This is a genomic window from Niveispirillum sp., assembly GCF_052437035.1.
Classification (GTDB): domain Bacteria; phylum Pseudomonadota; class Alphaproteobacteria; order Azospirillales; family Azospirillaceae; genus Niveispirillum.
The window spans coordinates 459,215-485,125 of sequence record NZ_JBQVOH010000001.1; the positions used below are offsets into that span (position 1 = coordinate 459,215).

At 64.2% G+C, this 25,911-nt stretch carries 26 protein-coding genes; 11 read left to right on the forward strand and 15 right to left on the reverse strand.

The features are described 5' to 3' along the window. Positions 1 to 89 precede the first annotated feature (89 nt). Entirely contained in the window at positions 90 to 1,589 is a 1,500-nt protein-coding gene (locus tag ACT6Q8_RS02195; RefSeq protein ID WP_444732494.1) for a tryptophan halogenase family protein, read from the forward strand. Between the two features lie 95 nt (positions 1,590 to 1,684). Here ACT6Q8_RS02195 and ACT6Q8_RS02200 read toward each other — a convergent pair whose 3' ends face one another. After that, the gene (locus ACT6Q8_RS02200; RefSeq protein ID WP_054167010.1) at positions 1,685 to 2,659 is read right to left on the reverse strand and encodes a magnesium transporter CorA family protein; all 975 of its coding nucleotides are present in this window, start codon (positions 2,657 to 2,659) and stop codon (positions 1,685 to 1,687) included. Between the two features lie 129 nt (positions 2,660 to 2,788). On the opposite strand from ACT6Q8_RS02200, the gene ACT6Q8_RS02205 reads away from it, so the two are divergent. The 4 genes from ACT6Q8_RS02205 (at position 2,789) to ACT6Q8_RS02220 (ending at position 4,891) form a co-directional block, all read left to right on the forward strand. Then, positions 2,789 to 3,364, forward strand: coding sequence for a septation protein A (locus ACT6Q8_RS02205; protein WP_444732495.1), 576 nt, complete (start codon positions 2,789 to 2,791; stop codon positions 3,362 to 3,364). Further along, on the forward strand, positions 3,361 to 3,816 hold the full coding sequence (locus ACT6Q8_RS02210) for a MaoC/PaaZ C-terminal domain-containing protein (RefSeq protein ID WP_444732496.1): 456 nt from the start codon (positions 3,361 to 3,363) through the stop codon (positions 3,814 to 3,816). The genes ACT6Q8_RS02205 and ACT6Q8_RS02210 overlap by 4 nt, the downstream gene beginning before the upstream one ends. Before the next feature lie 81 nt (positions 3,817 to 3,897). After that, positions 3,898 to 4,398 carry a GAF domain-containing protein gene (locus ACT6Q8_RS02215; RefSeq protein WP_444732497.1) on the forward strand — a complete coding sequence of 167 codons (501 nt, stop codon included), beginning with the start codon at positions 3,898 to 3,900 and terminating at the stop codon, positions 4,396 to 4,398. Between the two features lie 148 nt (positions 4,399 to 4,546). Beyond that, positions 4,547 to 4,891, forward strand: a complete 345-nt coding sequence (locus ACT6Q8_RS02220; RefSeq protein ID WP_444732498.1) for a hypothetical protein — start codon at positions 4,547 to 4,549, stop codon at positions 4,889 to 4,891. A gap of 79 nt (positions 4,892 to 4,970) precedes the next feature. On the opposite strand, the gene ACT6Q8_RS02225 is transcribed toward ACT6Q8_RS02220, so the two are convergent. The 4 genes from ACT6Q8_RS02225 to sdhC are packed head-to-tail and all read right to left on the reverse strand — an operon-like array spanning position 4,971 to position 8,379. After that, a complete protein-coding gene (locus tag ACT6Q8_RS02225) occupies positions 4,971 to 5,753 on the reverse strand; it encodes a succinate dehydrogenase iron-sulfur subunit (RefSeq protein WP_054167015.1) in 783 nt (260 codons plus the stop codon). A gap of 25 nt (positions 5,754 to 5,778) precedes the next feature. Further along, the gene (sdhA, locus tag ACT6Q8_RS02230; RefSeq protein WP_444732499.1) at positions 5,779 to 7,569 is read right to left on the reverse strand and encodes a succinate dehydrogenase flavoprotein subunit; all 1,791 of its coding nucleotides are present in this window, start codon (positions 7,567 to 7,569) and stop codon (positions 5,779 to 5,781) included. A 4-nt stretch (positions 7,570 to 7,573) separates the two neighbouring features. Beyond that, positions 7,574 to 7,972 (reverse strand): succinate dehydrogenase, hydrophobic membrane anchor protein, encoded by a 399-nt coding sequence (sdhD, locus tag ACT6Q8_RS02235; RefSeq protein WP_444732500.1) that lies wholly within the window; start codon positions 7,970 to 7,972, stop codon positions 7,574 to 7,576. Positions 7,973 to 7,980: 8 nt separating this feature from the next. After that, a complete protein-coding gene (sdhC, locus tag ACT6Q8_RS02240; protein ID WP_054167017.1) occupies positions 7,981 to 8,379 on the reverse strand; it encodes a succinate dehydrogenase, cytochrome b556 subunit in 399 nt (132 codons plus the stop codon). 258 nt (positions 8,380 to 8,637) lie between these two features. On the opposite strand from sdhC, the gene ACT6Q8_RS02245 reads away from it, so the two are divergent. Both ACT6Q8_RS02245 and ACT6Q8_RS02250 read left to right on the forward strand, forming a co-directional pair. After that, on the forward strand, positions 8,638 to 9,396 hold the full coding sequence (locus ACT6Q8_RS02245; RefSeq protein WP_444732501.1) for a GNAT family N-acetyltransferase: 759 nt from the start codon (positions 8,638 to 8,640) through the stop codon (positions 9,394 to 9,396). A 308-nt stretch (positions 9,397 to 9,704) separates the two neighbouring features. Continuing rightward, the gene (locus ACT6Q8_RS02250) at positions 9,705 to 11,633 is read left to right on the forward strand and encodes an MAC/perforin domain-containing protein (RefSeq protein WP_444732502.1); all 1,929 of its coding nucleotides are present in this window, start codon (positions 9,705 to 9,707) and stop codon (positions 11,631 to 11,633) included. A 59-nt stretch (positions 11,634 to 11,692) separates the two neighbouring features. On the opposite strand, the gene ACT6Q8_RS02255 is transcribed toward ACT6Q8_RS02250, so the two are convergent. The 3 genes from ACT6Q8_RS02255 to ACT6Q8_RS02265 form a co-directional block, all read right to left on the reverse strand. After that, complete coding sequence (locus tag ACT6Q8_RS02255) at positions 11,693 to 12,982, reverse strand: pentapeptide repeat-containing protein (RefSeq protein WP_054167020.1); 1,290 nt, start codon at positions 12,980 to 12,982, stop codon at positions 11,693 to 11,695. Positions 12,983 to 13,196: 214 nt separating this feature from the next. Then, complete coding sequence (locus ACT6Q8_RS02260; RefSeq protein WP_054167021.1) at positions 13,197 to 13,457, reverse strand: hypothetical protein; 261 nt, start codon at positions 13,455 to 13,457, stop codon at positions 13,197 to 13,199. Between the two features lie 44 nt (positions 13,458 to 13,501). Further along, positions 13,502 to 13,837 (reverse strand): DUF962 domain-containing protein, encoded by a 336-nt coding sequence (locus ACT6Q8_RS02265; protein WP_054167022.1) that lies wholly within the window; start codon positions 13,835 to 13,837, stop codon positions 13,502 to 13,504. Between the two features lie 154 nt (positions 13,838 to 13,991). On the opposite strand from ACT6Q8_RS02265, the gene ACT6Q8_RS02270 reads away from it, so the two are divergent. After that, the gene (locus ACT6Q8_RS02270; protein ID WP_444732503.1) at positions 13,992 to 15,020 is read left to right on the forward strand and encodes an aspartate-semialdehyde dehydrogenase; all 1,029 of its coding nucleotides are present in this window, start codon (positions 13,992 to 13,994) and stop codon (positions 15,018 to 15,020) included. A 182-nt stretch (positions 15,021 to 15,202) separates the two neighbouring features. Here the strand turns inward: ACT6Q8_RS02270 and ACT6Q8_RS02275 are convergent, their stop codons facing one another. The 6 genes from ACT6Q8_RS02275 to ACT6Q8_RS02300 all read right to left on the reverse strand — a co-directional run bounded on the left by ACT6Q8_RS02275 (position 15,203) and on the right by ACT6Q8_RS02300 (position 21,238). Continuing rightward, positions 15,203 to 16,189: a cobalamin biosynthesis protein gene (locus tag ACT6Q8_RS02275; protein ID WP_444732504.1), complete on the reverse strand. Its 987-nt coding sequence runs from the start codon at positions 16,187 to 16,189 to the stop codon at positions 15,203 to 15,205. A gap of 246 nt (positions 16,190 to 16,435) precedes the next feature. Continuing rightward, positions 16,436 to 17,728, reverse strand: a complete 1,293-nt coding sequence (locus ACT6Q8_RS02280; protein WP_444732505.1) for a heme biosynthesis protein HemY — start codon at positions 17,726 to 17,728, stop codon at positions 16,436 to 16,438. Continuing rightward, a complete protein-coding gene (locus tag ACT6Q8_RS02285; protein ID WP_444732506.1) occupies positions 17,728 to 18,912 on the reverse strand; it encodes a COG4223 family protein in 1,185 nt (394 codons plus the stop codon). Before ACT6Q8_RS02285 ends, ACT6Q8_RS02280 begins: the two co-directional genes overlap by 1 nt. Before the next feature lie 3 nt (positions 18,913 to 18,915). Next, complete coding sequence (locus ACT6Q8_RS02290) at positions 18,916 to 19,611, reverse strand: uroporphyrinogen-III synthase (protein ID WP_444732507.1); 696 nt, start codon at positions 19,609 to 19,611, stop codon at positions 18,916 to 18,918. Next, on the reverse strand, positions 19,608 to 20,558 hold the full coding sequence (gene hemC / locus ACT6Q8_RS02295) for a hydroxymethylbilane synthase (protein ID WP_444732508.1): 951 nt from the start codon (positions 20,556 to 20,558) through the stop codon (positions 19,608 to 19,610). Before hemC ends, ACT6Q8_RS02290 begins: the two co-directional genes overlap by 4 nt. A 56-nt stretch (positions 20,559 to 20,614) precedes the next feature. Continuing rightward, positions 20,615 to 21,238, reverse strand: a complete 624-nt coding sequence (locus ACT6Q8_RS02300; RefSeq protein ID WP_444732509.1) for a glutathione S-transferase family protein — start codon at positions 21,236 to 21,238, stop codon at positions 20,615 to 20,617. 157 nt (positions 21,239 to 21,395) lie between these two features. On the opposite strand from ACT6Q8_RS02300, the gene tsaD reads away from it, so the two are divergent. Then, a complete protein-coding gene (gene tsaD, locus ACT6Q8_RS02305; RefSeq protein ID WP_444732510.1) occupies positions 21,396 to 22,466 on the forward strand; it encodes a tRNA (adenosine(37)-N6)-threonylcarbamoyltransferase complex transferase subunit TsaD in 1,071 nt (356 codons plus the stop codon). Between the two features lie 87 nt (positions 22,467 to 22,553). On the opposite strand, the gene gpmA is transcribed toward tsaD, so the two are convergent. Further along, positions 22,554 to 23,243 carry a 2,3-diphosphoglycerate-dependent phosphoglycerate mutase gene (gene gpmA, locus ACT6Q8_RS02310; protein ID WP_444732511.1) on the reverse strand — a complete coding sequence of 230 codons (690 nt, stop codon included), beginning with the start codon at positions 23,241 to 23,243 and terminating at the stop codon, positions 22,554 to 22,556. A 210-nt stretch (positions 23,244 to 23,453) separates the two neighbouring features. On the opposite strand from gpmA, the gene ACT6Q8_RS02315 reads away from it, so the two are divergent. Together ACT6Q8_RS02315 and ACT6Q8_RS02320 are read left to right on the forward strand one after the other, a co-directional pair. After that, positions 23,454 to 23,651 (forward strand): hypothetical protein, encoded by a 198-nt coding sequence (locus tag ACT6Q8_RS02315; RefSeq protein WP_054167031.1) that lies wholly within the window; start codon positions 23,454 to 23,456, stop codon positions 23,649 to 23,651. Positions 23,652 to 23,817: 166 nt separating this feature from the next. Beyond that, positions 23,818 to 25,887 carry a TonB-dependent receptor gene (locus tag ACT6Q8_RS02320; RefSeq protein ID WP_444732512.1) on the forward strand — a complete coding sequence of 690 codons (2,070 nt, stop codon included), beginning with the start codon at positions 23,818 to 23,820 and terminating at the stop codon, positions 25,885 to 25,887. The last annotated feature ends 24 nt before the right edge of the window (positions 25,888 to 25,911 follow it).

Consider the following 25,911-nt stretch of genomic DNA (forward strand, 5'->3'; position numbering starts at 1 on the left):
CTCGCCCATCAGACGGGCGAGGGGCGTTTGGAAATTTATCAAAGAACAAGGCGCCGATAACAGGTGCCATCTGGGGAAGGAAACCGGGCATGGCGGGCAATCTTCCGGGCAGCATCCTGATTGTCGGGGGTGGTACGGCCGGGTGGATGGCCGCCGCCGCACTGGCCCGTGCCGTCGGGCGCCATACGCGCATCCAACTGGTGGAAAGCAGTGCCATCGGCACCGTGGGCGTGGGGGAGGCGACGATCCCCGCCATCCGGGGCTTCAACCATATGCTGGGCCTGGATGAGGCGGATTTCCTGCGCCATACCCAGGGCACCTATAAGCTGGGCATTGAATTCCGCGACTGGACCCGGCTGAACCACTCCTATTTCCACCCGTTCGGGGTGCATGGCGCCAGCCTGGATGCCAATTACACCCACCAATACTGGCTGCGCCTGAACGCCATGGGCGAGGGCGGGCGGCTGGAGGATTATTCGCTCTGCACCATCATGGCGGAGCAGGGGCGCTATATGGCGCCAGTCACCGACCCGCGCAACATCATGTCGGTGGTCGGTTCCGCCTATCATTTCGATGCCAGCCTCTATGCCGACTATCTGCGCCGCTATGCCGAACGCCTGGGCGTTATTCGCCTGGACCGTAAGGTGGTGGATGTGGCCCTGCGCGGGGAAGACGGGTTTGTCGAGGCCGTGATCTGTGATGGTGGGGAGCGGCTGGCGGCGGATTTCTTCATCGACTGCACTGGCTTTACCGGCCTGCTGATCGAAAAAGCCCTGAAGGCCGGGTATGAGGATTGGACGCACTGGCTGCCGTGCGATCGGGCCTGGGCCGTGCCGTCATCGGGCGATGGCCGTATCACGCCCTTCACCCGCTCCACCGCGCGGGAGGCCGGGTGGCAATGGCGCATCCCCCTGCGCCACCGGGTCGGCAATGGCCATGTCTTCAGCAGCGCCCATGTCAGCGAGGAACGGGCGCGCGAGGTGCTGCTGGCCAATATTGACGGGCAGGCGCTGGCCGAACCGAAGTTGCTGCGCTTCGTCACGGGGCGGCGCAAACAGGCCTGGGTCAAGAACTGCCTGTCGCTGGGTCTGGCGTCAGGCTTCCTGGAGCCGCTGGAAAGCACGTCGATCCACCTGATCCAGACGGGCATCACCAAACTGCTGGATTTCTTCCCCGGTCGTCAGATCGACGGGGCGGAGGTGCGTGAATATAACGCCCTGGCGCAGGGGGAGTTTGAGGCCGTGCGCGACTTCCTGATCCTGCACTATCACGTGACGGAACGGTCGGACAGCAGCTTCTGGAATCATTGCCGGACCATGGATATTCCCGACAGTTTAAAAAGCCGGATCGACCTGTTCCGCCGACGGGGCCGGGTATCGACGCGGGCCCGCGCCCTGTTCACCGACACCAGCTGGATCGCGGTGATGATCGGGCAGGGGATCATGCCCGAAACCTATGACCCGCTGGTCGATCTGCACCCGTTGCCGGCGGTGCGCGACCGGATGGCGACCATGCGGGCACGTATCCGGCAGGCAGCAGACAGCATGCCGACGCATGAGGCGTTTTTGGGCAAGCAGGCGGCGGCGTAGGGGCTGTGTCGCATGCGGGCTTCGCCCTTATGCGACCTACGAAGCCGGCGATTTACCGCAGGTCGCATAAGCGCAAGCGCATGCGACAGGTGTCATTACAGCCAGCCCCGCCGCTTGAAATATAAGAACGGCACGATGACCGAGATGATCATCAGGGCGATGGCCAGTGGATAGCCAAAGGGCCAGTCCAGTTCCGGCATGAAATGGAAGTTCATGCCATAGATGCTGGCCACCAGGGTCGGCGGCAGGAACACCACCGCCGCGACCGAGAAAATCTTCACGATATTATTCTGCTCAATCCCCACCACGCCCAGCAGCGCATCCAGCTGAAACGCGATGTTGGAGGACAGGAAGGCGGTGTAATCGGCCAGCGACTGCGCATCCTGGCTCAGCGTCTTCAGGCGCGCCCGCAGGGTCTTTTCATTGGCCAGTTCGCGCACCGTGCCCGTGAAGGCGATGATGCGGGTCAGGGTAACCAGGCTTTCCCGCGCCTTGGCCGTCAGATCATGGGCGCGCGCGATCCGCTTTAGCAGCAGATGCTGCTGATCGGAATTCAGATGACCCGTATGCCCCTCGATCAGCAGTTCGCGGGCCACCGCCGTCACGTCGCGGCCCGCCCCTTCCAACACGTCGGCGATGCGGTCCAGGATGGCATCCAGCAATGCCAGGAAGCTGGAGATACCATTGTCCAGCCGCACACCCTGCTTCGTCACCTGATTGTGGAAGCCGTAGAAGGGCTTGGGATCATCAAAGCGCAGGGTGATCAGGGTATCGCCCGTCAGGACGAAGGTGATGTCCATCGTTTCCGGCACGGGCGCATCCGCGCGGCACAGGACCGTGGCCGTCATGAAGGCGCCGCCCGCCTCGCGATAGACGCGGCTCGACAGCTCGATCTCCCGCATCTCTTCGCGGGTCGGAAGCTCGATCCCGAAGGTCTGTTCCACCAGTTGCCGGTCGGCGGTGCTGGGTGCATTCAGGTCGATCCAGCAGGCCTGTCGCAAAGCCTCCACCGACGGCACGCCGTCCAGCGGTTCGTTTCGACCCTCGATCATGCGGTAGGCGCGTATCATCGGCCTTCTCCCCCGCGTCATGTGCTTGCTGACACCTCGCCTTTACCCGTTCCGGCGCCGCGGGGAAAGCGATGTTTCGCCGCAGTACGATAGAAACCGGGGCTGGCGTGTCGGCGCGGTTCCGGGTACATGCTTTCCCTCATGAATCCGCTGCTGAAACTCGCCCTCGAAGCGGGGCCGCTGGCCCTGTTCTTCGTCATCAACACCCGTTACGGCCTGATGGTCGGTACGGGCGTGTTCATGGTTGCCACCGTGGTGGCGCTGACCGTCAACTGGCTGCTGGAACGCCGCCTGCCGGTGATGCCGCTGGTGGGCTGTTTCTTCGTGCTGGTGTTTGGCGGCCTAACGCTGTGGCTGAATGATGAGCTGTTCATCAAGATCAAGCCGACGGTCGTCAATCTGCTGCTGTCCGCCAGCCTGTTCGTCGGCATGGCCATGAAGCGTAACCTGTTGAAGGTGGTGCTGGGCGCGGCCCTGGACCTGACGGACGAAGGCTGGCGCATCCTGACGGTCCGCTGGGCCTGGTTCTTCTTGGTTCTGGCCGTGCTGAACGAAGTGGTCTGGCGGAATTTCGGTACGGAGATGTGGGTGAATTTCAAGGTCTTCGGCATCATGCCGCTGTCGCTCGTCTTCTCCATGGCCCAGATCCCGGTGATCATGAAGCATCAACGCGCCGAGGATGGCGGGGATGCGGCTGCATCGTGACGGATAACCGCACCTGGTTCGATGATCTGGCCGTGGGCGAGGTGCAGCGCTCCAGCACCCTGACCGTGGACCGCGAGGCAATGCTGGACTACGCCCGCCGCTATGATCCCTGGGATTTCCATGTGGATGAGGACGCGGCGGCACAGACGCATTTCGGCGGTTTGATCGCCAGCGGCGGCTACACGATCTCGCTTTCCTATATCCTGGGTCATGAGACCATGGCCAAGGATGGCAAGCCCTGGGCCTTCCTGGGCGGGTTCGACTGGATGCTGAAGTTCCAGAAGCCGGTCAGGGCAGGGGATGAGTTGACCCTGACCGACACGATCCTGGAACTGACCCCGTCGCGCAAGGGCGGGCGGGGGATCGTGAAGTTCCGCCGGGAGATGTGGAACCAGGCGGGCGAGGTGGTGCTGTCGATCGACATTGTGGGGCTGGTGGCGGCACAGACCTGACGACCTATACGCCCGCATAGGCTGCGTTTTGTCGGGCCGCTTGTTAACCTTGATGCACCGCAGCAATCAAGGAAACAGACCATGGACCGCGCCCGCGCCGCCCTGACCGCTTTTCGTGCCAACCCCGATACGCTGGACGATCTCTATCGCGCCATCTGTCAGGATATTGTGGAGCATGTCGGGTCCAGCCGCGCCTCCATCTGGCTGTTCAATGGCGTGAAGGATGCCATCACCAGCCAGTGCCTGTTCGACAGCCGTGACGGCACTTTCAGCAGCGGCGTCACCCTGTCGGAAGACGATTTTCCGCAATATTTCGACGCCATCAAGCGCGACCTGAAGATCGTGGCTCCGGATGCCGAACATCATCCCGCCACCTCCTGCTTTGACGAAATCTACTTCACGCCGCTGGATATCCGCTCGCTTCTGGATTTCGTGATCCTGGAAGGGGCCAGCCCCATCGCGGTTCTGTGCTGTGAGCATTGCGGCGTGATCAAGGACTGGACCGAGGCGGATGTGAAGTATCTGCACCAGATGTCGGCCGTGCTTGGCATGACGTTCAAGGTGCGGGCCAAGGCGGGGTAACTGGCACCATCCAGTTACAATAACGCGGCGCCGCATGCTTTCCATTTCGCAATGAATTCAGTTGGTAACGCCGGGGTAACGCTGCTTGCGGTGGCCCCGGCGCGGCTTCCATGATCCCCCCGGTTTCGATCCAACGGGGGGATTTTTCATGTCGCGTCTGGTCCGTGCATCTGCGTTCGCCTTTCTGGCCCTGTCCGCCGGCGGGCTGCTGGGGGCCTGTTCCATCAATGTCAATGACGGGGAGTATGAGAACGGGAATTACCGTGCGCCCCGTACCGCCACCGATATCTGCCGGCGGGAGGTGGACCGGTCGTTCGGTGACCGGTATCGCATCGCCTTCGACCTGCCGGAACTGTCGACCAACGGCAATGTCCAGACGGTACAGCAGCCTTTCACCATGGCCAGCCGCAAGGACGCGTTCGAAGCGCCGCAGCGCCGGACCCTGCGCTGCACCATCACGGACGGGGTGCTGACGCAGGCTGTACCCAACTGAACGGCATTGATGCCGGTCATGAAAAAGGCCGCCGGGAGTGATCCCGCCGGCCTTTTCATTTCCAACCATCCGTGACGCGTTATGCGGCGCGGGCGGCCATCAGCTTCTTGATTTCGGCGATGGCCTTGGCGGGGTTCAAACCCTTGGGGCAGGTCTGGGTGCAGTTCATGATGGTGTGGCAGCGATAGAGGCGGAACGGGTCCTCCAGCGCGTCCAGACGCTCGCCCGTCATTTCATCGCGGCTGTCGGCGATGAAGCGATAGGCCTGCAACAGAACCGCCGGACCCAGATACCGGTCGCCATTCCACCAGTAGCTGGGGCACGACGTCGTGCAGCAGAAGCACAGGATGCATTCGTAGAGACCATCCAGCTTCTCACGCTCTTCTGGGCTTTGCAGCCGTTCGCGCGAGGGGGCGGTGCTCTGCGTCTGCAGCCAGGGCTTGATGGAAGCCAACTGCGCGTAGTTCTGGTTCAGGTCGGGGACAAGATCCTTCACCACCGGCTGATGCGGCAGCGGGTAGATCTTGACGTCGCCCTTCACCTCGTCGATCGGCTTCAGGCAGGCCAGCGTGTTGCGCCCGTCGATATTCATCGCGCAGGAGCCGCAGATGCCCTCACGGCAGGAACGGCGGAAGGTCAGCGTGCTGTCCACATCGTTCTTGATGTGGATCAGCGCGTCCAGAACCATCGGACCGCACTTGTCCAGGTCGATCTCGTACTTGTCTTCACGCGGGTTTTCGCCCGAGTCCGGATCGTAGCGGTAGATGCGGAAGGTGCGGGTGCGCTTGGCATCCGCAGAAGCCGACTTGACGGTCTTGCCGGGCACGACCTTCGAGTTGGCGGGCAGGGAGAATTCAGCCATGGATGAAGCCCTCTCAGATCGTGACTTAGTAGACGCGCTTCTTCGGCGGGAACACTTCCACCTCGTTCGTCAGGGTGTAGAGATGGACGGGGCGGTAATCGATGGTCGACTTACCCGTCTCATCCACCCAGACGGTGGTGTGCTTCATCCAATTCTCGTCGTCACGCTCGCTATAATCCTCACGCGCATGGGCGCCACGGGATTCCTTGCGGTTGGCACCGGAATTGATGGTGGCGACGGCCTGGTACATCAGATTGTCCAGTTCCAGCGCTTCCACCAGATCGCTGTTCCAGATCATGGAGGTGTCGCTGACCTGCACATCCGGGCGCTTGGCCCAGACGTTCTTCATCAGCTCCACGCCTTCGTCCAGCACCTCACCGGTGCGGAAGACCGCGCAGTTATTCTGCATGATCTTCTGCATCTCAAGACGCAGATGGGCGACGCGGGTGCCGCCCTTGGCAAAGCGGGCCTTGTCCAGACGGGCCAGCGCCTTATCGGTGCTGTCGTTGGAAATGGTCTTGTGCGGGGCGCCCTTCTGCACGATCTCCGCCGCGCGGATGGCGGCGGAGCGGCCAAACACCACGAGGTCGAGCAGGGAGTTGGAACCCAGGCGGTTGGCACCATGCACCGACACGCAAGCCGCCTCGCCGATAGCCATCAGGCCGGGGACGACCTGATCGGGGTTTTCGGCGGTGGGACGGATGACCTCGCCACGATAATTCGTGGGGATGCCGCCCATGTTGTAGTGAACGGTCGGCAGAACCGGGATCGGCTCCTTCGTCACGTCCACGCCGGCAAATACGCGCGCGCTTTCGGCGATGCCGGGCAGGCGGGCATGGATGACGTCGGGCGCCAGATGCTCCAGGTGCAGGTGGATATGGTCCTTGTTGGGACCGACACCGCGACCTTCACGGATTTCGATGGTCATCGAACGGCTGACCACGTCGCGGCTGGCCAGGTCCTTGGCGGACGGGGCGTAACGCTCCATGAAACGCTCACCGGCGCTGTTGGTCAGGTACCCGCCTTCGCCGCGCGCACCCTCGGTGATCAGACAGCCGGAGCCGTAGATGCCCGTCGGGTGGAACTGCACGAATTCCATGTCCTGCAAGGGCAGGCCGGCGCGCAGCACCATGCCGCCGCCGTCGCCAGTGCAGGTATGGGCCGAGGTGGCGGAGAAATAGGCACGGCCATAGCCGCCGGTGGCCAGAACGGTCTGGTGACCACGGAAGCGATGGATGGTGCCATCGTCCAGGTTCCAGGCCAGCACGCCCCGGCACACGCCTTCCTCGTCCATCAGCAGGTCGAGGGCGAAATACTCGATAAAGAATTCGGCATGGTGACGCAGGCTCTGCTGATACAGCGTATGCAGCATGGCGTGGCCGGTACGGTCGGCGGCCGCACAGGTGCGGTAAGCCTGACCCTTGCCGTATTCGGTGGTCATGCCGCCGAACGCGCGCTGATAGATCTTGCCTTCAGCGGTACGGCTGAACGGCACGCCCTGGTGTTCCAGCTCGATGATGGCGGGGATGGCCTCGCGCACCATGTATTCGATGGCGTCCTGGTCGCCCAGCCAGTCCGACCCCTTGACGGTGTCGTACATGTGGTAGCGCCAGTCGTCATCACCCATGTTGCCAAGGGCCGCCGAGATGCCGCCCTGGGCCGCCACGGTGTGGCTGCGGGTGGGGAACACCTTGGTGATGCAGGCGGTCTTCAGCCCCTTTTCGGCCATGCCGAAGGTGGCGCGCAGGCCGGCGCCACCGGCGCCGACGACAACCACGTCATATTCGTGGTCGATGATCTTGTAAGCGGTCGCCATGATGTCAGGCTCCGAAAGCGATCTTCAGGACGGCAAAAGCGCCGGCGAGGAAAAGGGCCAGGGCCACCAGCTTGGTGGCGCCGATGGCGAAGACCTTCGCCAGCTTCCCGTGGATATAGTCCTCGTAGACTTCTTGCATACCGTATGCGGCATGATGAAACAGGAAGCCCAGGAACAGAACGGTCAGGATGACCGGGCACGGATGCTTGAAGGTGGCGACCACCTCCTCATACGGTGCGCCGATCAGGCTGATCACCAGGATGATGAACAGGATCGTCAGCACCGCCAGGGCGGCGGACGCGATGCGGTAGCCCAGCCAGGCCTGTGCGCCCGTCTTGGCGGAACCCAGACCGCGGGCGCGGCCGATGGGCGTGCGGAAGCTGTTGGTATCGTTAGCCATCATGTCCCCCGTCAGACCGCGAAAGCCACGACCCAGGTCACCACGGTCGCCACGACGGCGCCGCCGATGACCAACTTGGCGCTGGAATAGGATTGTTCCAGGGTCAGCATCTTCGCACCATCCCAGATCAGGTGGCGCAGGCCGTTCAGCAGGTGGTACCAGAGCGCCGCCGTCCAGCCGAACATCAGCAACAGGCCGATGGGCGAGGCGATGAAGCCGCTGGCCGTCGCATAGGCATCCGGCCCTGCGGCGGCGGCGACCAGCCACCAGACCAGCAGCAGCGTGCCAACGGTCAGCCCCACGCCGGTGATGCGGTGGGCGATGGAGGTCAGGGCCGGCAAGGGCAGCCGGTAGACCTGCAGGTGAGGGGACAAGGGCCGTTGCCGCTTGGCCGCAGGCGTGTCGGTCATTTCTCTTTCGTCCTTGGTGCTGGCCGGGGTTTGCCCACGCCCTCCCCCCGCCAAGGGAGCTGACGTCCGGTGGCGGGACCACCGGCGGTTTATGAGACAAAGAAATCGCCGAAGTGACTTACGCCTAACCCCCCGTCTCGTCAACGCTTCGGCACTGCGGTATTCGTGGTGTCCGCCCCCCGACCTTGGCATGGCCTGCCTGTTTTTCAGCATGGCAGCATGTTCGCCTGCTGTTTTGCCGCCAGAGGATGCCGATTTATGCTGTCGCCCGATCGCATCGACGATATTGCCCTGTTGGAAGACCTGTCGATGACGGCGTGGCCGGCACCGCGCCGCATTATTCACAAGGGCTGGGCGCTGTATTTCGCAGGCGGCCATACGGGGCGGGCCAATTCGGCCAATGCCATGGTGGCGATGAACGCCATTGACGATGCCACCATCGACATGGTGGAGGCGGAATATCGCCGTCAGGGACTGCCGCCGCAATTCCGCCTGACGCCCCTGTCACCGCCCGACCTGGGGCTGCGGCTGGCGGACCGGGGTTACGGCATCGCCAGCCAGAGCTTGGTGCTGTTCCGTCCGCTGGATGGGATCACGGCGGCGGCACCGGATGCGGCGGTGCGGGTGCAGGAAAGGCTGGATCAGGCCTGGATGGATGCCTATCGCCGCATGGTCCCTGTGCCCGAGCCGGAGATGCCGGCCCTGCTGTCCATCCTGAACGGCATTGCCGCCCGCCCACGCTTTGCGATGCTGTGGCAGGATGGGGAGCCGGTGGCGGCCTGCCTTTGCGTCCTGGATCGCGGATGGGCCGGATTTTACAAGGTCGCCTGCCGGCCCGACCGGCGGGGGCAGGGGCTGCCGCGTCGGTTGATGGCCGATATGCTCTCGCGCGTTGTGGGGGAAGGGGCGGTGGGTGCCTATCTCCAGGTCGGCACTGCCAACGCGCCTGCCCTGGCCCTCTATGCAAAACTGGGGTTCCGGCATCTTTATGATTATGCGTATGCGAAACTTGGGTGATGCTGGTGGACAGCCAATGACCTGTCGGCCTTTCTGGTGCCGGTAAATAAAAGTCATATGCATTTAATGTTAAATTGATTGCAAGTGTGTATGGTTAATGTTAGTTTCTGCCTGTCTCACGACAAGGCGGTCATTTGGCGCATCTACAGAACGTAGATGTGAGCCGCCTTTCTTTATCCGCACGGCACTCAAGCAGCAAAGCCGCCTCTGGTCTTTGCCGTTGGAAAGGAACAACCATGTCTATCGCTGCCCAAGCCGCTTCCGCGGCTGCTACCGCTTTGCCTAATCCTTTGCCCCCGCCGAACTGTATGCCGTATCTGACAAACGGCTTTGATCCGCTGCAATCATCCTTCCTGACGCAGCCGATCTTTCAATTGACCTATGCGAATGGCACCCAGAGCCAGTTCAACAGCGTTCCCTGCTCCATCCCCGATGGGGTGGTCTTTATGGAGCGTACGGAGTTCGGGTATAGTAATTCCGAACATTTCATGCGGACCGTCTCTGATTTCAAATATTCATTCTCGGTCGCTGTTTCTGCTGGCCTGCATGGCCAAAAATATTCAGGCAATTTTTCCAGCAAGCTGACCTATGGTGCCAGCTTCTTCAGTGATGTGACGAAGGAGTATTTCCTGACATTCGCGTCGCAGCAATGTTATAGTATCCTGCGTGATTGCGGTGCGGCGCAGGCGTCGCTGACATCTGGCTTCAGTGCCGATTTGGCAGCACTGCCTGCCACGATAACCTCCAGCAACGACTATCAGGCCTACGCCACCTTTTTCCAGAAATACGGGACCTATTTCCTGGTTTCTGGTGTGTTTGGCGGGTTCATGGCGAAGGCGACCACCATCTCCAAAAGCGTGGTGAAGGCCGCCGATCACGCGAAACTTCAGACCGCTATCTCCGGCTCGTTCCAGACGGAGATTGGCAAGGTTACGGGCAGCGCCAGCGCCAGCTACAGCGATAGCCAGTACTTGGATCAGTATCAGGACGACATGTCATCGACCATCAGCGCGGTTGGCGGCACCTATGCGCCGGACCAGCCCGCCTCGTTCTTTGCCTCCTGCTACAGCAATCCCGTGCTGTTGCTGGGTCTGGGCACGGCGGGACTGTCGCCGGATATATTGCCCTTGTCGGCGCTGATCACCGGCGCGGATGCGGCTACCAGGGTCGCGACAATGGATGCCGCCGCGCGGGTCTATCTGAACACCCCGCATATCAGCACGCCCGACCCTGTCCGGGCATCGACATTGAACCAGTACAATGTGGATACGATCCTCACGGCCTATACCAACTATGCCGTGGATGGCGCGCGCGGCTATACCACCGGTTCTGTCGGCCCGGCGGATGCGGTGGCGGTGCCCTGTGCCTATGCCTCTGGCCATCTTTATGGCCAGGATCAGCGCTATGCCTGGATGGCCAGCCTGGCGCTGCCGGTGCAGCAGGGACTGCGCGCGGAACTGGCGCAGACCACGACCTTTGGCACCCCGCTGCTACCCGTGTTCCAAAGCTTCGCCCTGGGTCGGGCCGATGGCAAAGCATCCGTTCTGGGGGCGTCCAGCAGCCTGTCTGTCTCCACGGCTGAGCCATTGACCCTGGCAGCGACCAGCGACGGCTTTCTGCTGGTGTCGCTGAAATATGGCGGCAGTGGTGCCCGTGGTTCTGCCACCGTCACGGTCGATGGTCTGCTGCGGGGGGCGGCCTCCATCCATTACTATCCGGGTGATGATGTGCATTATCCGCAGGAAAGCGTGCTGGTGCCCATCTGCAATGGTGAAACCTACACGCTGACCTGCGACACCACCTTTGGTGACGTCACCTATGCGGCGCAGTGGACGCCCCTGTCCGGCGCTTTATGCTTCCAGCCGGCGCAGCAGGCGCTGGCCTATGGCCCGCCGCAGCCCGGCGCTCTGCCCCTGACGGTTTCCAACGTGCCGACCGATGGGTTCCTGGTCTTCGTGATTGACGGACGGAACTGCGACCAGACCATCGGATACGGCACGATCGAGATGGGGCCGACCGGAACGGCACTGGGTCCGGATGCTGCCATGTCGGCGACATCGGTCAATTTCTATCCCGGTGCCGATACCTGGCTGGGGTGCAACAGCGCTGTCCTGCCGGTACCGAAGGGGTGGTCGTACAATGTGACGTTCGACTACTCGTTCGCACAGCCATCGGCCGCCTTGTGGTGGGTGCCGCTGGTCAATCCGACCGACCCGACGCAATGGGCCGGGAACTGAGCAGCATGAAGAGGCCTGTCACCCTGTCCTTCCAAGGAGGGCGGGGGGACAGGTCCCCCTTAATCATGCCGTGCCTGGGCAAAGGTCGCCCCTTCAAGGTCGGCCCCGTCCAGTTTGGCCCCGCGCAGATCGGCGCCGGTAAAGTCCGTGCCCCGCGCGATGGCCCCGCGCAGGTCGGCATTGCGCAGGTCGGCCCCTTGGAATCGCGCACCGGACAGGCGGGTGGGCCAGCGGCGGTCGGGCATATCGGCGCTGACCAGCGGTGTCAGGTTGGCACCCTGAAGGAAGGCCCCGCCCAGATGGGCGCGTTCCAGGTTGGCGCCGCGCAGATCGGCGCTGCCCATCTGGGTGTCGCGCATGTCGGTGCATTCCAGGTCGGCCATGACCATGCAGGCGTTGGTCCATAGGGAACGACGGGCCAGCGCGTAAGGCATTTTTGCCGCCGTGACATTTCGCCCGCGCATGTCCAGGCCCATAAGGTCGCGTCCGCTGAAATCGGCACGCTTGCCACTACGCCCCGCGGTCACCACCCAATCGGCATGGGCAGCCAGCAGCACCTCCACCGGTTCGGCCCCGTCCATGGTGCCGGGTAGCAGGGCGCCAGTGCGCTTCAGATCGTTCATGGCGTGCGGGTCCAGGATAGCGCCCCGGAAATTCGCCCCCTCGGCCAAGGCATCGCGCAGGATGGCGTCGGTCAGGACGGCGCCCGCGAAATCCGCCTCCTGCAACTGCGCGCCCTGAAGATTGGCGCCGTCCAGCATGGCGCCCTTGAAGTTGGCTCCGCGCAGATCGGCGCCGCGCAGATCGACATGGCGCAGATTGGCATCGGTGAAATCCGCCTTCAGCGTGATGGCCCCGTTCATCTTGGAGCCGGAGAAATCGGCATTGTTGGCGATGACAGCGGCCAGATTGGGGATGCGCCCATCAAAGGCCTGGGGCAGGGGCTTGCCGCCGCGATAGACGGCCAGCACCGCCTCGCGCACATCGGTGTCGCGCAGCTTGGCCTTGGTCAGGTCGGCGCCGCGCATGGTGATGCCGCGCATGTCGGCCTTGGACAGGTCCGCCTGCTGCAAATTGGCCAGACGCAGGTCGGCAGCGAACAGATTGGCCCCGATCAGCCGTGTCTTCACCATCTGCGCCTGATCGAAGCGCGACCCGGTCAGTTCAGCGCTGCGCAGGTCCATGTTGGAGAGGTTGACGCCGCGCAGGTCGCACAGCACGAAAATGGCGCGCTGACCGCCGATGCGGCCCTCCATCAGCTTGACGTGACGGCGCAAAGCTTCCAGCAGCTCCTCGGTCGAGGGGCGTCGCCAGGTCGGTTCCGCCGGTTGTGCCGCTTCCGCCGTCAAGCCTGCGCTACCTTCCCTATCGCTGGTACGGGATGGGGTTTAGAAACCCCTATCGGCACTATGCCAGAGCTTTAAAGGCTTGCACACCAAAGTAAGAATGCCAAAGGATCATATCCACAGCTTTTCGTTTTGCTTCGCAGTCGCAAAACAGCGTTGTCAATTTTGCGCCCTCAGTCGCCGCCGGACCAAGGGTCATAAATGATGACCCTTGGCTTTAACTGACAAACTTCCGGGCGTTGGCCACCATGGTGGAGTACATGGTGCGGATGAAATCCGTGGGCCGCAGACGGCCCAGTGGGATGTTCTCCGACGCGTAGGTGACCAGCTCCTCCGGCGGTTTCACCGGCACCACTTCCAGCCCCGATTTGCGCAGGGCATCGACCACCGATTTCGCCTGCTTCATGTAATCCTCATTGAAGAAGGACTTGTCGGCGTCCTTGATGGACTGGGCGATGATCTCCTGAATGGACGGCACGCGCGCGTTCCTTAGGGGCTGGGGTCGGAAAAGGTCAGGGGGAATTAACCATCAATCCCGGCCCGGCGCAATTCCGGCCCCAGCCGGCCCGCCACAAACAGGAAGAACATCCGGTAATCGGCGATCAGCGACCAGAGCGGATAGGTGAAGGTGGCGGGCTTGTTATGCTCCACCAGGGCGTGGGACATCCAGGCAAAGAAATAGCCCGACAGGGGCATGCCGATCAGCCAGAGCGGCTCCAGCGTGGCACCGAACATCGCCAGGCAACCCAGCGCAATGGCGCTGCCCACATAGTGAAAACCGCGCGTCACCTTCTTGGAATGTTCGCGCAGATAGAAGGGCCAGAAGGCCTCGAACGTCTGGTACTCACGCTGTGCCATGGGTGCAATCCTCCCGCCACATGGGCGCTTAGGTCATTTTCTTGCCATCTTGCTGCCCAACGCATAAGTCAAAGCGTTCGTCGGGGCTTGTCAAGGTGCCGGATGTTGCGCCTTCGCCCCGCTGTTTCATCCTACTGATTTGAGGGCCGGGAAAATGGGTTACAAGGTCGCTGTCGTTGGCGCCACGGGCAATGTCGGCCGGGAGATGCTGCAGACGCTGGCCGACCGGAACTTCCCGGTGGGCGAAATTGTGGCCCTGGCGTCGGAGCGCTCGGTCGGTCAGCAGGTGTCGTTCGGTGAGGATCAGGTCCTGAAGGTCCAGGATCTGGCCAAGTTCGACTTCTCCGGCACCGATTTCGTGCTGTCCTCTCCCGGTGCCAAGGTGTCGGCCCAGTTCGCGCCGCGTGCCGCCGCCGCCGGCGCCTGCGTCATCGACAATACCAGCCATTTCCGCATGGACCCCGATGTGCCGCTGGTCGTGCCGGAGGTCAATCCGCACCATCTGGCCGGCTGGCGCAAGAAGGGCATCATCGCCAATCCCAACTGCTCCACCATCCAGATGGTGGTGGCGCTGAAGCCGCTGCATGATCTGGCGAAAATCCGCCGCGTCGTCGTTTCCACCTACCAGTCGGTGTCGGGCGGCGGCAAGGAGGCGATGGATGAACTGTTCACCCAGACCCGCGCCATCTATGTCAATGATCCGGTGGAAAAGAAGAAGTTCACCAAGCAGATCGCCTTCAACGTCATCCCGCATATCGACAGCTTCATGGACGATGGCATGACGAAGGAAGAGTGGAAGATGGTGGTGGAGACCAAGAAGATCCTTGACCCGTCCATCAAAGTGACGGCCACCGCCGTGCGCGTGCCGGTCTTCATCGGCCACTCGGAATCGGTGAATATCGAGTTCGAGAACCCGATCACGGCGGACGAGGCCCGCAAGGCCCTGCGCGCCTTCTCCGGCATCTCCGTCGTCGATCACCGCCAGGACGAGGGCTATGTCACCCCGGTTGAAATCGCCGGCGAGGACAATGTCTTCATCAGCCGCATCCGCGAGGACAGCACCGTCGAGAACGGCCTGAACCTGTGGATCGTGGCCGACAACCTGCGCAAGGGCGCAGCGCTCAACGCGGTGCAGATCGCCGAAGTGATGATCCGCGACGGGCATATCGGCCCGGCGGATTGATTGGCCGTTCGGATAAAAGCATTCCCACTCGTCATCCCGGCGGAAGCCGGGATCCAGGGGCCAAGCGCTCAACCTGTCGGTATATTCGGCCAAAGCGGTGTAAAACGTTGATCCTGCGGCTCTGGGTCCCGGCTTCCGCCGGGATGACGAAAGAGGGCGATTCTACATAAGCCTAACGCCCGTCACCCCGCCACAACCAGCCCCAGCCCCACCACCAGCCCCGCCGCGATCAGGGCGCTGATGGCGTACAGCGCCATGCCGGCGCGCAGGTCACGCGGGGTGGCGCGGGCGCGGCCATTGCCCAGCCAGGGTTCCTTGACCACCCGGTCGCCCTCCCGCCTTGGGCCCGCCACTGACAGGTCAAGAACGCCGGCAAAGGTGGCGATGGGCAGGGCGTCGGCCCCCATCGGATGGCCCTTGGCCCCGCGCAGATCGCGCAGGCCCGACGCCGCACGCGCACGCGGCACGAACGACGCCGCCAGCAGCAGGACCAGGGCCGCGATCAACGCCGCCGGAAACCCGACCCAAGAGGTCAGCCGCCGTGCCAGCGCGCCGAACCGCGCATGGCGCGGCGTATCATGGCCAATGATGCGCGCCGTCCCGTCCAGTGCGGCCCAGGCCAGCAGGCCCGCCAGCCCGAACAGGGCATAGAACAAAGCCGGCGCCACCACCCCATGCGTCAGGGCCCGCGCCGCCCCCTCCGCTCCGGCCCGCACGATCCCGTGATCATCCAGGCTCCATAGCTGCCGGTCGGTAAGCGGCCCCACGGCCTGGCGCGCCGCCTCCGTCTCGCCTGCTTCCAGCGCCGTCACGGTGCGTGCCATGGCGCCCCAGGGCAGGCGCAGGGTCAGACAGCGCACCAGGATGATCAGTTCCAGAAAACCGCCCGCCGTCACATGCCGCACCAGCACCGACAGGCAGAACCCGACCAGCAGGCCCAACGCCAGCAGCAGCAGGGTGACCAGACTGCCGCGCGCGCCACGCACCCCATCCGTCCGGTCAATACGGTTCAGCCGCCGGTCGAACTGCACCACAGCGCGGGCCACCAGATCAGCCGGCCCCGGCAGAAACCGGCGCAACAAAGGGCTGTCACCGATACAGGCATCGACGATCAGAGCAATAACCAGCAGCAGCAGGGTATCAACCCCACCGGAATAGGGCAGCAGCATGGGGGCACATCCACGCGGGACAAAGGTGGGCCATGGTTAACCGGTGGCCCTGCGCCGCGGAAGCGGAAAATGGCCCTATCAGCCGCCTTTACTGCCTCCCCGGCGAAGGCCTGGGGCCAAGGGGGGGCGTGAACACAACCTCCCTACGGGCGACATCAAAGCGGCGGAAAGGTCAGATCGTTTGGCCCCTGGGTCCCGGCTTTCGCCGGGAAGGCGGAAATGCATGTGCAAAAGCCGGGTAAAGCCCTAAGCCTTACCCACCTTCGGCCAGGTAATCGTGTCCACCGCCCCGCATTCATCACAGACGGCATGCCAGTCGCTATGGCTGGTACCGCAGCTGGTGCAGCGCCAGCGGGGATCGGCGGGGGCCGACATGGCCTGGTTCAGATAGGCCTGGACCTCCGGCCCGTCCCCCTTCTCCGCCCGCGCCACATCGGCCAGCCGGCGATAGGCGCGGGTGGTGGGGGCCAGTTCGCGGACCTTGTCCAGATGCGAGCGGGCCACGCCCCACAGCTTGGCATTGATCGCCGCCTCGGCCAGCGCGAAATGCGCGTCGGCCTGACCGGGCTTTAGCGCCACCAGCGCCTCATAGCGCTTGACCAGGGTCAGCGGGTTCTGATCCGCCGACGCCTCACCCCAAACCTTGGCCAGATCGGGGTGCGGTGATTGTCGCCAGGCCTGTTCCAGCACCTTCACGGCCTTGGAATGTTTTCCCGCCTTGGCCAGCAGCCGGGCCAACAGGGCCGCTGCCGGCACGCGGGCCGGGTCCAGGTCGAACGCCGCCTGGGCCGATTGCAGGGCCTGATCGGGGCGGCCCGTCGCCATGGCCTTGCGCGCCTCCTCAATCAGAAGGGCGGCGCGGCGGTGGCCGGCATCATCCTTGGGCAGGGCCTTGACCTTCTGCGCCTTGACCAGGGCGGCATCGGCCTCCAGCCAGTTGCCGCCGCCCGCCTCCAGTTCCGCCAGCGCCTTGGCCGGCCAGTCGGCCTTGGGCCGCAGCTCCAGGGCACGGCGGGCATGGTCAAGGGCAGCCGGACGGTCGCCCCGCTCCATGGCCTGGGTCAGCAAGGCACGCCGCGCCGCCAGCTCCGTCGCCGGCTTGCCCAGCATGGCCTTATAGGCGGTGGAGGCCGCCACTGCATCCCCGCGCAGTTCCGCCGCACGGGCCGATAGCGGCAGGGTCAGCGACGGTTCACGCAGCAGCTTTTCCGCCGCCTTGGCTGATTTGGTGGCGATGTCGGCATCACCCGCTGATGCCGCGACCCAGCCCTGGGCCAGGGCACGGAACCCACCCTCTCGCCGGCGCGCATTACGGCTGCGGCCAAAGGCGCCGGGACCATTGCGCAGGATGCGCCACAGCCGCCCGATGGTGGCGGCCATCCAGGCGGCCAGCAGCACCAGGATGGCGCCGATGCCCACCGGCATCTCGATCACATGCTCCAGCCATTCAATGGTCACCCGGCCCGGACGCTGCGCCAGCCAGACGGCAGCGGCCACCAGAATGCCGATCTTCAGGAAGAATATCAGGGATTTACGCATCAGCGGGCCTCCCCGTCCCTGGCCCCGTTATTGGCCCCGCTCCCGGCATCCGCCTTGCCCGGCCCCGCCATGCGGGCCAGCGACATGTCGGCCAGGGTGGCGGCGGCGGCTTCCGCCGCCATCCGCGCCTCGGCCAGTTTCAGCCATTCAGCGGCGGGACCCGCGGCATGGGCCGGCAGCTTCTCCATCTCCTCCACCGCGCGCGGCAGGTCATTGGCCAGCATCGCCGCCTCCGCCCGCGCCAGAACCGCATCGGCATTATCGCCCGCCACCTCGCCCGAGGCGCGGCGGAAGGTGATGATGCTGGTCAGGCGGCCCAGGACACGGTCGGTCCAATCCGCCCCCTCCCGGTCGCGGTCGGCGCGCAGGACGGCAGGCGCCAGCAGGCGGAACTTCTCCCGCAGCTCGATATCCCCCGCAAGTCCGGTTTCCGCCGATGCCGACAGCGGCGCCAGCAGGTCCAGAAGCCCGGTATCATTGGCGGCCAGCGCCTGCGCCGACCGCAATTCCCGCGCATAGGGGCGTCCGCCGCTCAACGCTGCCTGCAACTGCCCCACGGCGATGATCAACGCCTCGCCCACGGCGCCCATCTGCCGGCGGGTTTCCAGCATGGTCAGGCGCGGGATCACCTCCGCCGACACTTCCTCCAACGTCTGCACGCGGTGGGTAAGGGGGCCGAGGTCCACAGTCTCGATCTTGCGGTCTTCCAGGGCGGCGATCCGGTCGGCCAGCGCCTCGGTGGCAGAGATATCGACCCCGCCCTGCGGCCCCTGTTCGGCCGGCACCTGCACGGTTTCGCGGGCAACAATGGTTGTGTCACCCGAAAGGCGGCGTTCCAGCGCATCCTGACGCTTCGACAGGGTTTCCAGCGACGTGCGCAGCGCCTGCTGCGCCGTCTCCACTTCATTCAGACGCTGGGCCAGCGGCGACAGGTCGGCAGTGGCCGGCGGCGGCGCGGTCCAGTCGCGCCAGAAGCCATAACCCGACAGACCCGCCGCACCCAGCGCCAGCAGCAAGGCCGTCCCGCCCAGCAGACCACCGCCGCCGCTGCGCCGGGCCGCCACCGGCGCCGGGTTCAGTTTCGGCGCAGCGGGCTTTGCCTCATGCTTCTGGGCATTGGACGCGATTTCGCGTTCCAGATCGGCCAGGCTGGGGCCCTTGCCCGTCTTGTCACTGTCGCTCATTCCTCAACTCCCCTTCACCGCCGGCAGCAGGGCCAGCAGGCTGGCTGCATCGGGCTGCACCGCCACACGGGTCTCGCCGAAGCCGAACCCCTGGGCGGCGCGCGCAACCGCAGCCGAAATGCACAGGGCCGTCAGACCGCCCGTGGGCGCCGACAACCCGGCCTTTTGTGCCAACCTAACAAACACGCTGGCCGTACGCGGCGAAAAAAGCGCCACATAGGCCACCTGTCCGTCACGCAGGGCCGTCACCGCCGCATCGGGCAGATCATCCACCGGCACGGCGCGATAGACGGTAATCCTTGTGACAACAACGTCAGCGGGTGAAAGTTCCCCAGCCACATCCTCACCCGACAGGTGCAGGACCCTTGGCCCCCGGCCCGACAGCAGCCGCGACAGGGAGATGACATCCCCACCGGCGGCATAAACCTCCCGGAAGCCCAGTTCCCTTGCCAGCGCCGCCGTGCGTTCCCCAACGGCATAGAGCGGCAAGGCACGCTCCGCACTGCGCGCGGCCAGTTCGCGCAGGCCATTGGCAGAGGTGACGGCAACAGCGTCAAAGGCCGTCAGGTCAAGGGGCGGTCCCGGCACGGGCTGGATGGTCAGAAGCGGGGCCATCACGGGCCGGTAACCCAGCGTCTTCAATGCCGCTTCCGTCTCCGCCGCTCCCGGTTCCGGCCTTGTGACCAGGACGCCCGTCACACCACCGGCCCGTCAGGGTTGATCTCGGCAAAGAAGGCGGCAGGCAGCTTGGATTTAAGCTCCTGCCCCGCATCGATACCCATGGCCAGGGCGTCGGCCTTGTTGCCAGCACGGCCCGTCATGAACCATTGCTGCCCATCAGGCCTGATGACCAGCGCCTTCAGCGACATGGCATCACCATTGATCAGGGCCAGCGCCGCGATGGGCGTGCGGCAGGAACCATCCAGGGTGGCCAGCACACCGCGTTCCGCCGTCACCCGCAATTCAGTTTCGGCACAGTTCAAGGCACGGACATAGGCATTGGTGCGATCATCACCGATGCGCGTCTCGATCCCAATGGCACCCTGCGCCACTGCCGGCAGCATCTGTTCTTCCGACAGCACACCCGTGGCCTTGTCCACCAGACCCAGACGGTTCAACCCCGCCATGGCCAGCAGGGTGGCATCGACAAGCCCTTCTTCCAGCTTGCGCAGACGCGTCTGCACATTGCCGCGCAGGGCGGCGATGCGCAGGTCGGGCCGGCGCATCAGGACGATGGCCTGCCGGCGCAGGCTGGCGGTACCGACCAGCGCGCCCTCCGGCAGCTCATCCAGACTGGCCGCCTTGGGGCTGAACCAGGCGTCGCGATGATCCTCACGCGGCAGGTAGCAGATGATATCCAGCCCGTCCGGCAGGGCCGTGGGCACATCCTTCATGGAATGCACCGCCAGATCGACAGAGCCATCCAGCAGGGCCTGCTCGATCTCCTTGGTGAACAGCCCCTTGCCTCCCGCCGCACTCAAGGTGCGGTCCAGGATGCGGTCGCCTTCGGTCTTGAAGGTGACGATCTCGACCGCCCCCGCCTCCGCCAGTTCCGGGAAGGCGGCGGCCAGACGGTCGCGGGTTTCGTGGGCCTGCGCCAACGCCAAGGGGCTGCCGCGCGTGCCGATGCGGAGAAGGGCTGTCATACCTTTCTCAATACCGCTTTCGGGGCTTCGGGGGAAGCGGCCCGATGAAAAGTTCGTTAACCTTTATCCGCCGCCTGCGCCACCGCCCGCTGATAGGCCGGGCGGGCCTGGATGGCCGACAGGATGCGGGTGATATTGGGATGGGTGGCCGCCGTTACCCCGGCGCGCATCACGGCCACTTCCAGCGGGAAGCTCATCATGATGTCGGCGGCGCTGAATTCATCGCCAGCCAGCCAGGGGGAGCGACCAGCCTCCTTCTCCACATAATCCAGATGCAGGTTTACCTGCTCCTTGACCATGCCCCGGATGGGCAGGGCCAGCAGGCCCATCTTGTCGGAGATCAGCTTCAGCAGAAGCTGCGGCATCAGCGAGCCTTCGGCATAATGCATCCAGTAGCGATAGCGCCAGTGGGCGTCGGGATTGTCGGCGGTGGGCGCCAAGTGCGGGCCATGATGGGCCAGCAGATATTCGATGATCAGGCCGGTTTCCACCAGCACCTTGCCGTCCACCTCCACCATGGGCAGTTTGCCCAGCGGGTGCAGGTCACGCAGCGCCACGGGCGCACGCATGGTCTTCTTGTTGCGGCGATGGCGCACGATCTCATACGGCACCCCCAGTTCCTCCAGCAGCCAGATGACGCGCAGCGACCGGGAGATATTCAGGTGGTGAACGCGGATCATGGCGGTGCCCTTCCGTGGAAACTATTCAGCGGGAATAGCACGGGCGTGCGGCTTGTCAATCAGGACGGGGGCAGCAGCGGCCATATTCGCCACCGCCATGGCTGCAATGTGCCGCCGCCCTTGCCGCCGCGTCTGCGGACGCTTAGGTTCTGCCCCCATGAAAGTCCTTGGCATCGAAACCAGCTGTGATGAAACCGCCGCCGCCATCGTCGAAGATGATGGAGAGGGGCCGGGCCGCGTCCTGTCCAATGTGGTGTTGAGCCAGTTGGACGATCACCGCCCCTATGGCGGCGTGGTGCCGGAGATTGCGGCGCGTGCGCATCTCCAGCATCTGGACCGGCTGGTACGCGAGGCGCTGGAGCGTGCCGGGGTCGGCCTGTCCGATCTGGACGGCATTGCCGCCACCGCCGGGCCGGGCCTGATTGGCGGGGTGATGGTGGGGGTGATGACGGCCAAGGCCATGGCCGCCGTGACGGGCCTGCCCTTCATGGCCGTCAACCATCTGGAAGGCCACGCCCTGACGGCGCGTCTGACGCACGGGGTGAAATTCCCCTTCCTGCTGCTGCTGGTCTCGGGCGGGCATTGTCAGTTGCTGGCGGTGGAAGGCGTGGGACGCTACCGCCGCCTGGGCACCACCATCGATGACGCGGTGGGCGAGGCGTTTGACAAATCCGCCAAGATCATGGGCCTGGGCTATCCCGGCGGCCCGCTGATGGAAAAGGCAGCTTCAGGCGCGACCAATCCGGGTCGCTTCGACCTGCCCGTGCCCATGAAGGGCCGGCCCGATTGTGATTTCAGCTTTTCCGGGCTGAAGACCGCCGTGCGCCGGCATGTGGAAAATCTGGGTGGCACCCTGTCGGATGCCGACCGCGCCGATCTGGCCGCGTCCTTCCATCAGGCCGTGGGCGACAGTCTGATCGACCGCTGCACCAAGGCCCTGAAAGTTTTCAAAGAAGCGTTTCCAGAGGGCCGGACCCTGGTGGTGGCCGGCGGGGTCGCCGCCAATCAGGTGCTGCGTGCCCGCCTGACCGACCTGTGCCGGCGGCACAAGTTTGAGTTCGTGGCCCCGCCGCTGGGGCTGTGTACCGACAATGGCGCCATGATCGCCTGGGCCGGGCTGGAACGGCTGCGCCTGGGCCTGACCGATGGCCTGGACTTCGCGCCGCGCCCGCGCTGGCCGCTCGACCCGAATGCCAAGGCGGCACCCTTTGCGGGGGTGAAGGCGTAGCGTGTCGCATGCGGGCGTACCGCCCTTATGCGACCTACGGCGTTTCGTAGGTCGCATAAGCGAAGCGCATGCGACGCCAAACCCACCTCAATCCAGGAAATACCGGTCCAGCGCCTTCAGATCGGCGTCCAGCTCATAGACGATGGGCTTGCCGGTCGGGATTTCAAACTGGACGATTTCATCATCGCCCATGCCAGACAGATACTTGACCAGACCGCGCAGGCTGTTGCCATGGGCGGCGACCAGCACGCGCTTGCCCGCCTTCACCTGCGGGGCGATCACGTTGGTCCAGTAGGGCACGACGCGGGCCACGCAATCCTTCAGGCTTTCGGTGCGCGGCAGCTGTTCCTTGGACAGGTCGGCATAGCGCGGGTCGGCATCGGGCAGACGCTCATCATCTTCGGCCAGGACGGGCGGGGCGATGTCATAGGAGCGGCGCCAGATCTTGACCTGATCGGCACCATGCTTGGCCGCCGTCTCGGTCTTGTTCAGGCCCTGCAGGCCGCCATAATGGCGCTCGTTCAGCTGCCAGCTCTTGAACTGCGGCACCCAGATGCGGTCCATGGCTTCCAGCGCCAGGTTGCTGGTCTTGATGGCGCGCTTCAGGACCGACGTGTGGCAGATGTCGAAATCCAGGCCAGCCGCCTTCAGCTTGACGCCGGCCTCCCGTGCCTCCTCCACGCCCTGCGGCGACAGGTCCACATCGGTCCAGCCCGTGAACAGATCCAGCTGGTTCCACAGGCTCTGACCATGGCGGATCAGGACAAGCTTCGTCATCTCCCACATTCCCTTATGCATGGCCCCGATACCGGGGCGTTATCGATGCTGGCCAGCGTCCTACCATATGGCACCCAATGGACCAAGGTCTGTTCCAGGGGGAACGGGTTAGGGGAGAAAGCGCTTACGGATCGATCTTCGAACAGATAAAGTATCTGGTCACGCCAACTTTGGTGCCAGCCAGTTTAATCGACACGGATGAGTGCCCGAATGACAGATCAAAAAGCACTCGGGTCGGGCACTGTAGCGAAGGCAAAAGTGTCTGAGGTGACCCACGACACGCAGAAACGCCAAGTACGACTTGGCCTGGAAATCATGGACCAGTATGCCGAAACATACGAAGTCCTTGAAGCTGTCGATCGGGTCATAGCGGAGCATGAATGGGTTCTGAAGGAACTCGCCCGCTGAAAAGCAACCGGAACCAGCCTATCCGACTGGCTCCGCACACCTACGCCCCACTCGTCATCCCGGCGGAAGCCGGGATGACGAGTGGGGCGTATCAAGACTTGACCCGTCGCCATCAACCTGACTATCAAGCGTTACGTTATAACGTAATTTGATTGAGGGTTCAGCGATGCGGACGGACAAGGCGCTTGTTTGGCTGGTGGCGGCGGTGATGGGCAGTGCGGTGGCGGCAGCACCCGCGATGGCGCAGCAGGAACCGGCAGCCGACAGTTCGGCCCATGACAGGGTGGAGGAGATCATCGTCACCGCCTCGCCCATCGGGGCCAAGCGGTTCGATATCCTGCAGGGCACGTCCAGCCTGTCGGGTGAGGCACTGGACCGCGCCCTGTCGACGACGCTGGGCGAGGCGCTGGACAAGCTGCCGGGCCTGTCCCAGACGGCCTTTGGGTCTGGCGCGTCGCGGCCCATCATCCGGGGTCAGGGTGGCGATCGTATCCGCATCCTGTCGGGCGGTATCGGCAGCATCGATGCCAGCAGCACCAGCCCCGACCATGCCCCGGCCCTTGACCTGGCCACGGCCAAGCGGGTGGAGGTGGTGCGCGGGCCGGCCACCCTGCTGTATGGCAATAACGCCGTGGGTGGCGTGATCAACGTCCTGGATGGCCGCATCCCGATTGCCGAGCCGAAGGACGGCGTTGATGGCTTTGCCCGGATCGGGGTGGGCAGCAATGCCGATGAACGTTCCCTGGCGTCGGGCATTGATGCAAGGCTGAACGGGCCGTTCGTGCTGCATCTGGACGGGTTCTACCGTCAGGCCGACGATTACAAGGTGCCGGGCTTCCTGGAATCCAAGGTCCTGCGCGAAGAGGAGGACCATGAGCATGAAGGGGAGGAGGAAGAGGCCAAGGGCCGGGTCGACAATAGCGATCTGACGCAGAAGGGTGCTACGGCCGGCCTGTCCTATCTGGGTGACTGGGGCTTCCTGGGCGTGTCGGCCAGCCGGTTCGACAGCAATTACGGCGTTCCCGCCGGTCACAGCCATGAGGGCGAGGAAGGCGGGGAAGAGGAAGGTCCCGTGCGCATCGATCTGGGCCAGACGCGCCTGGACCTGATGGGCGAGGTCAACCAGCCTTACGGCATCTTCGAGACGACGCGCGTGCGCTTTGGCTGGGCCGATTACGAGCATAAGGAGCTGGAAGGCGGGGAGACGGGGACCCGTTTTCTGAACAAGGGCTGGGAAGGCCGCATCGAGATGGTGCAGCGCGCCATGGGCGACCTGTCGGGGGCCGTCGGCGTGCAGGCCAGCAGCCGCAATTTCAAGGCCATCGGTGACGAGGCTTTCCTGCCGCCCAGCGACACCGACCAGATGGGTGTTTTCACCTTGCAGCGCCTGGACCTGTCGCCCTTCGCGCTGGAAGGCGGGGTGCGGGTTGAGCGTCAGAATGTGACGGCGGGCAGCGTCGATTTCGACCGCGATTTCACGACCGTCTCGCTGTCCGCCGGGGCGTCCCGGCAACTGGGTGATGGCTGGATGACAGGCGTCACCCTGTCGCGTACCCAGCGCGCCCCCAATGCCGAGGAACTGCTGTCCGATGGCGCGCATCTGGCCACCAGCACTTATGAGCGGGGCGACGCTACCCTTGGCAAGGAAACCGGCCTGGGCGTGGAAGCGACGTTGAAAAAGTCGGGCGGGCCGGTGACCGGGTCGGTCAACCTGTTCCTGACCGATTATGACAAGTACATCTATGAGCGCCTGACGGGTGCGGAGCAGGATGGCCTGCCGCTGGCCCAGTTCTCCGCCACCGATGCCCGTTTCTGGGGCTTTGAGGTGGAAGCCGAAACCACCGTCCTGCGCAATGATCAGGTGACGGTGACGCTGGATGGCGGGGTGGATTATGTCCGCGCTACCGACCGCGACAATGACACGCCCCTGCCGCGCATCCCGGCTTTGTCGGCCCGCGCCGGTGTCGGCTTTGAACTGGCGACGGTGGCCGCACGGTTTGAGGGCGTGTGGACCGACAAGCAGAAGCGTATCGCGGATTATGAGCTGCCGACCGACGACGCGATGGTGTTCAACGCCTCGCTGGACTGGCACCCCATTGCCGACCGCGATGTCACCCTGCTGCTGGAACTGCGCAACCTGACGAATGAGGAGGTGCGGCTGGCCACCTCCTTCCTGAAGGATGTGCTGCCGCAGCCGGGGCGTGACTTCCGCCTGTCGCTGCGCTCCGGGTTCTGACCTGCGGCAAACACGCAGAAGGAC